The following is a 7,737-nucleotide window of genomic DNA, read 5'->3' as shown; positions in this document are numbered from 1 at the left end:
GTCTGTTTCTCTTTTCTGAGATCCAGACTTTCGTGCTTTATATTCCTCCTTAGCTCAGTTGGTAGAGCATGCGGCTGTTAACCGCAGGGTCGTTGGTTCGAGTCCAACAGGGGGAGCCAATACGTCTGCTGTGTAGTTCCCTATGCAGCAGACGTTCCCTTATCTGGGCCATTAGCTCAGTTGGTTAGAGCAACCGGCTCATAACCGGTCGGTCCTGGGTTCGAGTCCCCGATGGCCCACCAGCGACAGATGTCGCAATAGAATAGCGCTCTCACACTTTTTTGTGAGAGCGTTTTTTTTGTACTTTGGGAATAATCGCTTATAAAAATACAAATAGGACAAAAATAATTGACGAAAATTGATGATTTAATATAAGATGCTAAAATTTCGTACATGTCATGTTAATAAATTGAAAATACAATTTAAGAAAAATATGGTAAAATCTTTTTACTAGGATAAGGGTCCGCAAATTAGCTGCGCTCAAAGATAGAAAGGAAGGGGGGACAAGAAGAGAAATTGGGCTTTTTGTTCTAAAAGTTGAGTATTTTAACGGGACCTTAAGAATCATGAGAGATGCAAGTAAAAGGAGGAATGGCAATGAGAAAAAAGATCCTAGCATGGCTGCTCAGCGTAGCTATGTTAGCGGGGAATCTCACCGGTCTGACTGTTGCACATGCAGTAGAGGGGGAGACCGATCCATCTCCGGTATTGTATTATACCTTTGACAATGTGAAGGGAACAGTCGTCAAAGATGCGAGCGGAAACGGCAACGACGGCTATCTGCTGAATGGGGCGGGCCTGTACAACGACGCAGAGGCAGGCCCTGTCATGATCTTGGACAATCCCATCAGCAAAACCGGGTCGAATACGCAGGCGATCAGCCTGCCGACTCGCGTCTTTAAGTCGATGGAGGATTTGACTCTTGTCATCGATGTCAAGGCGAAATCTTTTGACAAGATGTGGTGCACCCTGCTCGGGGCAGGTACCAATACCTCCAACTATATGGTGATGGCAGCGGATGGTACAAACGGCCGTTGCTTCACCAATGCGACCAAACTGAACGGCGGTGTAGAACAGCGGATTTCCGCTGGGGCCGGCGTAAAGGCGAAGCTCAATGAGTGGACCCGCCTGGCTTTCACCCATACGGCCGACGGCCAGGCCAAGCTGTTTATCAACGACGAACAGGTCGCCAGCGGCACGCTGTCGACCACAATCCCCACCCTGGCGCAGTTGGCGGGTGCGGAGATTCGCGTCGGCGGCGGCCTGATGTGGCCTGATCCCGGCGTGGATGGCAGGTTCGATAACCTGCGCATCTATGACCAGGCGCTGACCGAGGATCAGCTCAAGGCTATCCCAGCGCTCGAAAAGGGCGAATACGAGGAAGGCCCGCTGGAGCCCGATCCGGCGGAGGAAGTCCCCTTCCCGGAATTTCCGGAGCTCGGCGATCACGGGCTGCGCGGAGATTTCTATCTGATGAATAAGGGCGATCTTTCGTTCGGTGAGTACAAAGGTACCTACTTCGACGAGAATATCGCCTTCAGCGATGCGGAAGGGATTATTCAGCAGCGCACCGGCGCCTCCGACTATGTTGCCGCGCGTTGGACTGGACGTTTCGTGGCGCCAGAGGATGGCAATTACACCTTCTCGATCTACAGCGACAACGGCGTGCGCCTTTGGGTGGACGGCGAGTTGCTGATCGACTGGTGGGTCAACCAGTGGGATGTCGAGCAGTTCGGCGTCAAGCAGCTGGCCCTGAAAGCGGGCGAGCCGCATGATATCCAGCTCGAATGGTTTGAGTACAGCGGCGGCTCGCATGTCACCCTGTATTGGAAGAACGACAACTCGATCTTCTCGAAGCAGGCGATCCCGGCGGCAGCCTTCTACCGGCCGGTCGACTTTGAGGGCGCGCTGGTCGCCGAAATGGACACCTCCGGCGCGCAGCTCGACCGGGGTGAGGAAAATTTTGGCGGAACAATCGCCCTAACCGGCAGCAACCTAGGTGCGGCAACCGCCCTTGAACTGATCAGCTACAGCGGTACGACGATGGCGAAGCCGGTTTATCTGGACTTCGAGGCGGTCAGCGACACGGAACTGCGCTTTGAGCTGCCCACCGATACCAGGGCGGGCGTGTACAAGGTGAAGGTCACCGCGAACGGCATCATCACTGCGAGTGACGGCTATTTTGCGGTCGTTGCCGCTCCGGGTGAATCGGATCGCCCCGAACATCCCCGGCCGGATTGGTACCGGAGCAAATGGGAAAGTTTGAACGGGTGGTGGAACTTTACCCTCGACGAGGAGGGCGTCGGCAAGACCGAGGAGTGGTTCAAGGGCGACAAGGATGTTTATGACCTCAAGATCAACGTCCCCTTCCCCTGGGAATCCCCGATGAGCGGCGTCGGCGCCAACATGTACCGCGGTGAGGCGTGGTATGAACGCGAACTCACCCTGGACGAAAGCTGGGAAGGCCAGGAGGTCTTCATCCGCTTCGGCGCGGTGGATTGGAAGAGCACCCTCTACATCGACGGCGTCAAGGTCGGCGACCATGAGGGCGGCTACACGCCGTTTGAATATGATATCACCCAGTATGTCACCCCCGGCAAGACCCACCGTCTCACCCTGTGGGTGGAGGACCGGGCGATCTACAACCACGACGAATACCCCGCGCTGGTGGGCAAACAGGGCCTGGAAGCGCCCTGCGGCTACACGCACACCAGCGGAATTTGGCAGGATGTGATTCTGGAAGGAAGAACCAAAACCTACTTGGATTTTGCACATGCGAATCCCGATATCGCGAACAGCAGCGTGCAGTTCGATATCGGCGTCATCAGCGACACAGCGAAAGACCTGACGGTGAAGTTCGGCTTCGTCGGCAAGAAGTGGGACGAGGAGCAGGGCGTGGATATCTTGAATGGCTCCAGCTTCAGCGGCGAACAGGCGGTCAAAGTGGATGCCGGCGTAACCAAGATTTCGCTCGACCCCACCGCAATCGCCGATCAGAAGCTGTGGGATTTTGACGACGCGAACCTCTATTACGGCACGTTCGAGCTGTACGACGGGGAGACCCTGTTGGACAGCGTGGACACCTATTTTGGCCAGCGCGAAGTCACCGCTGACTTCTACCACGAGGGCAATGAGTACAAGTATCTGATGATCAACGGCGAGCCGACCTTCCTGTCCGGCCTGCTGGATCAGGGCTTCTGGCCGGAGGGAGTCTACACCGCTCCGAGCGAGGAAGCGCTGAAATACGACATCAAAAAGATGAAGGACCTCGGCTTCAACATGATCCGCAAACATCTGAAGATCGAGGATCCGCTGCAATACTATTGGTGCGACAAGCTGGGCTTCTTTGTCTGGCAGGATATGCCGCACGCGACCTACATGAACGCGAAGACGACGGGCGGCGAGACCCCCGGACGCGTGGTGTATGAATACGCGCTCGAGAGCATGATTAAGCGCGATTACAACCATCCGAGCGTCATCGCGGTGATGCTGTTCAACGAGACCTGGGGTATCAGCAAACCCGGTCTGAAAGCGTCGGACGGCATGACCACCGAGCAGTGGCAGATTTATCTGTATGGAAAGACCAAGGAGCTCAACCCGAATCTGCTGGTCGAGGATATGAGCCCCTGCAACAATGACCATATCCAGCCGACCGACCTCAACACCTACCATTTCTACACGGGCGGCTACCAGAATTCCAAGAATACGGTCAATGGGCGCAATAATGCGACCTATATCGGTTCCAGCAACAACTTCCGCAGCGGCTATGTGCAGGACGGCGCACCGTGGCTCAACAGTGAGTACGGCGGCGTCGGCGCGGGCGCGGGCGACCTGGATGTCTCCTGGTGCTTCAAGCATCAGACCGATATCCAGCGCCAGTATCAGAAGCTCAACGGCTATGTCTACACCGAGCCCTATGACATCGAGTGGGAGCGCAACGGCATCCTCTCCTACGACCGCCGCGATAAGATTTTTGCATACGGTGAAATCGCCTACGGCGGCGACATGACCATGGCGGACTTGAACCAGCCGGATTACATCGGCGTGGACGTCAACCCCGCCCTCAAGAAGAACCAGGGCGAGACCTATTCGGCCCCCATCGTTGTGATGAACTGGTCGGGTATGCAGACCGACAGCGCAGTGGTGAAATGGCGCTTCGATGCGACCGATGTCTATGGCAACTACATCACCACCGGCATTTCGGGCGAGTCCCCGGTCGATTATAAGCCTTACACCAGAGAAGAAGTCAAAGTCACCTTCGACCTGCCCAACGAGAAGTGCGTCGGCACCCTCACCGTGTGGCTCGAAGTGGACGGCGTCAGCATCGCGAAGAACTTCGTCAATGTGATCGTCACCAACGGCAAAGCCAGCCCGAGCGTCGATTATATCGGGGAGAACAACGCGGTGATGCGCGGTACCGTGGACGGCGCGAGCTTTGTCAGCGGGACCGGCTCGGTGGATTACCGCTATCCGGCGGCGGCTTCGTTTGATCTCGACACGCTGGACAGCCTGCGGATCATCGCCGAGGTTTCCTCCTACAAAGAGGCCACCACCAACTACGGCATCAACAACTCGGACGGCTCTCAGACCACGGAGGGCAGCGAGCGTCCCTCCGACCTGACCATCCTGGTCAACGGCGTGGAGATCGACACCGTTTACCTGCCGGATAATCCGAGAGATATCCGCGGCACCCTGACGCTCCTTTACGCCCGCAACGGCGGTTCGAGTGCGGATAACTTCGGCTATCTCGTGAACGTCCGCGTTCCCGACGACAAGCTGAATGCGGTGAAGGAAGCCATCGCGGCAAACGGCGGCGAGATCGTCGTCTCCTACGCGGTGAAGGACGACGCGGTGCATAAGAACGGCGTCCGGATGTACACCGACACCACCGGCCGCTATGCGGTCGATCCAATGATTATCCTCAACCCGACCGATGTGGCGGCGGACGCGGCGGTTACGCCCGAGTCCGGCAACTACACCGCTGAGGCGACCTTGGAGGACGGCGGTTCGATCTCGGTGCGCGGCGGCCTGTACCGTGTAGCGCTTTCCGGCGGCGTGCTGAGCCTGAACGGCGAGCAGGCGGTTGTCGGCGAGGGCGAGCACCTGGTCGCGGTGAAACTGTTCGACGACCACATCCAGGTCTATGCGGACAACGACCCTGTCCCGGTGATCGACATCTATGATTACAGCGAATACACCGATAACGCGGTTGCGGTAGCGGGCGGTTCCGGCCTGGTAGTCGCCCCCGAGACCTACATCGCGGGCGAGGACGCCTCGGTTGCACAGGCGGACGTCCAGTATGTGGACCACTTCAACCGCGACGGCAGCGGCGGCAAGAACACCACCTTTGAGACCCGCTATACCCTGCTCAACGGCGGCACGAGCGGCACGAGCGGCAGCGATTCCGAAGGCGTGTGGGATGTTGAGAGCGGAGATGAACTGGCTGTTGAACTTGATTGGGGCAACAAGGCGGTCATCAATGGCACAGTGAGTTCGGATGTCATTGCGGAGGGCGACTTTACTATTACAGCGCTCCGTAACAACATGAGTATCCCCAACATGGGCTTCATCGTTCGCGGCAGCAACTATACCCCGACCTGTGACGGCGCGAACGGCTACTATGCGGGTATCGGCATTCAAGATGGCAACGGCTTCATCCAGGTGGGACGGATGGATGCCGGCGTTTGGAACGAGCTCGCAAATGTAAAATTGGGCGCGATGAGTTACGGCGAGACCCACCGCCTGAAAGTGGTTGCGGTCGGCCCGAGAATCCGCGTCTACCTGGACGACGAGACCGAGCCTCGCGTGGATGTCTACGACAGCACCTACACCGAGGGCTCCGTGGCGATCCGCGGCTTCAACGTCAAGGGCGTTATCGACAATATCGTCGTTTCCACTGCGCCGCGTTATGAGGCGGACTTTGAGAACGAGAACACCTCTGAATGGACCAAGACAACGGGCTGGTCGATCGAGAACGGCGAGCTGACAGCATCGACTGCTGCGGTTGCGCTGGTCGGAAACCTCGGCTGGACCGACTACGAGTACGTCGCGGACGTGACCCCGGCGGCTGATAACGCGGTCGTGGGCCTGGCGCTGAGAGGCGATCTCAAACAGAACCATATGAATGGCTACTATGTGGCGCTCGATGCTGAGGCCGATCGGATTCAGGTGATCAAGGTCACGGCGGGCGTTCCCGAAGTCCTGGATGAGGCTGATCTGGTAGTCGACAGCGGCGCAACCTATGAACTGAAGGTGCGCGCGGTCAACAACGGTATCCGCGTCTATGTGGACGGCGACGAAGATCCGGTTTTGAAGGTCATCGACAACAGCTACTTCAACGGCAAGGCCGGCGTTGCGGTGATAAAGGGCGCAGGCAGCTTCGACAACGTGGTTGTCAAGGATAAGTTCATCTTTGAAGATGAATTTGCGGACGGCGCGCTGGACGGCTGGAACATCGTCAGCGGTACGATGTCCGTGGCGGACAACACCCTGAAGATCGAGCGCAAGTCCAACGGCGACAAGCTGTGGGACGGCTATGCCACCTGGAGCGACTACACCATCAAGGCAAGAGTCAAACTGGATGTCAACCCGAACAGCAAGTCGAACGCGGGCTATGTCTTCCGCGCGAGCGACCTCACCACTGGTACGGATAACCTGCGCGGCTTCGTCATGGGCCTCAACTCCTCTGAGAGCAGTACGAATCCGCTGGAGAAGTCCGGCATCGAATTCGGCGACATCCACTACGGCTGGAGAGCCATTGCAAATACCCAGGGCGATGTGTTCACATTCGATCCGAGCCAGTGGTACGACTTTGAGGTCAGCGCGATCGGCAACGCGATCAGCGTAACGGTTGACGGCACGAAGTATTACACCAAGCTGGACGACGCTTATACCTATGGCATGTTCGGTATCCGCGTGTTCAACTCGGGCCTCCAGGTACAGAACCTGATGATCATCCCGGGCGATGAAGTGGTTACTGAGGGCAACAAGGTTACGGTTGTTGCGAACGAGAATGCCAAGATTGCGGCCGACATGAAGAAGGCTGCGGCCGGCGATGTGGTGACTGTGGATGTCAGCAACGTGGCGGCGGACGTCACCGTGACCGGCCTGAAAGTCACTGGAGCGGACGAGAGTGCGATTGAGGTCACCCAGGTGACTGAGGGCCTGCCTCTGGGCGTGACCTACCGTTACACCTTCGTGATGCCCGATCAGGCTGTCAAGGTTGAACTCGTGATCGACGGCGGCGAGGCTGACGCCTATGCCGTGAACGTGGCGGAAGTGACCGGCGCGACCGTAACTGCCGACAAGGCGGAAGCGGCGGAAGGCGAGACTGTCACCGTGACCATCGCAGACATTGAGGAAGGCAAAGAGTTCGAGAGCATCGAAGTGGCGACCGCTGAGGGCACTGTGGAAGTGACCGAAGTGACCGCAGGTGCAGAGTACACCTTCGTGATGCCCGCCGAGGCGGTCACCGTGACGGTTACCCTGAAGGATACAGGCGATGTCCCGTCCGACGTGGATAAGAGCTACCTGGAAGCGCTGATCGCGGCGACTGACGGCAAGTACGAGGAAGAGCGCTTCACAGCGGAGAGCTGGGCGGCGTTCGACGAAGCGCTGGCTGCTGCGAAAGACGTGATTGAGAGCGACGCGGCGACCCAGGAGGATGTATTGAGTGCATACCTCGATCTGGTCATGGCGCGCGACGGCCTGGAGTATGCACCGGACAAGAGTGCGCTG

At 57.6% G+C, this 7,737-nt stretch carries 1 protein-coding gene and 2 tRNA genes; all 3 read left to right on the top strand.

The window, feature by feature from the left end; translation table 11 throughout:
* Positions 1-43: 43 nt before the first annotated feature.
* Positions 44-119 (top strand) — tRNA-Asn (locus H8711_RS12905).
* Between the two features lie 46 nt (positions 120-165).
* A tRNA-Ile gene (locus H8711_RS12900) sits at positions 166-242 on the top strand.
* A 355-nt stretch (positions 243-597) separates the two neighbouring features.
* Positions 598-7,737: PA14 domain-containing protein (locus H8711_RS12895; protein WP_249283804.1), on the top strand; the 7,140-nt coding region annotated here is incomplete at its 3' end.

It is taken from the genome of Ligaoa zhengdingensis, assembly GCF_014384885.1.
GTDB lineage: Bacteria > Bacillota > Clostridia > Oscillospirales > Ruminococcaceae > Ligaoa > Ligaoa zhengdingensis.
This window is presented reverse-complemented; position numbering and strand designations above follow the sequence as displayed.